This is a genomic window from Pelomicrobium sp. G1, assembly GCF_051905455.1.
Classification (GTDB): domain Bacteria; phylum Pseudomonadota; class Gammaproteobacteria; order Burkholderiales; family UBA6910; genus Pelomicrobium.
This window is the reverse complement of sequence record NZ_JBQACR010000466.1, coordinates 1-251: the sequence shown is the minus strand read 5'-3', so window position 1 is coordinate 251 and position 251 is coordinate 1. Positions and strand designations below refer to the sequence as shown.

Below are 251 nucleotides of genomic sequence, written 5' to 3'. Positions count from 1 at the left end.
CGGGACCAGTTGCACGGGATGAGCCGCACGGGGCGGGTGGCGAGGCTGTTCAATCACGAAGGGGAACCGCTGCTGGCGATGAACCCGGAAGACATGGTGCGGCGCGGGCTGCGCGACGGCGATCTCGCGCGGGTGGCGAGCCATCGTGGGGCGATCGTGGTACGCGTCAAGGCTTCCGAGGAGCAGCGTCCGGGCCAGGTGTTCCTGCCCATGCCCTGGGTTTCCCGCTTTATGGCGGGCCACGGCACCAA

1 protein-coding gene is annotated in these 251 nt (G+C 68.9%); it reads left to right on the top strand.

The window, feature by feature from the left end:
• Positions 1–18: 18 nt before the first annotated feature.
• Positions 19–251: molybdopterin dinucleotide binding domain-containing protein (locus ACTFO6_RS19250; RefSeq protein WP_439935929.1), on the top strand; the 233-nt coding region annotated here is incomplete at its 3' end.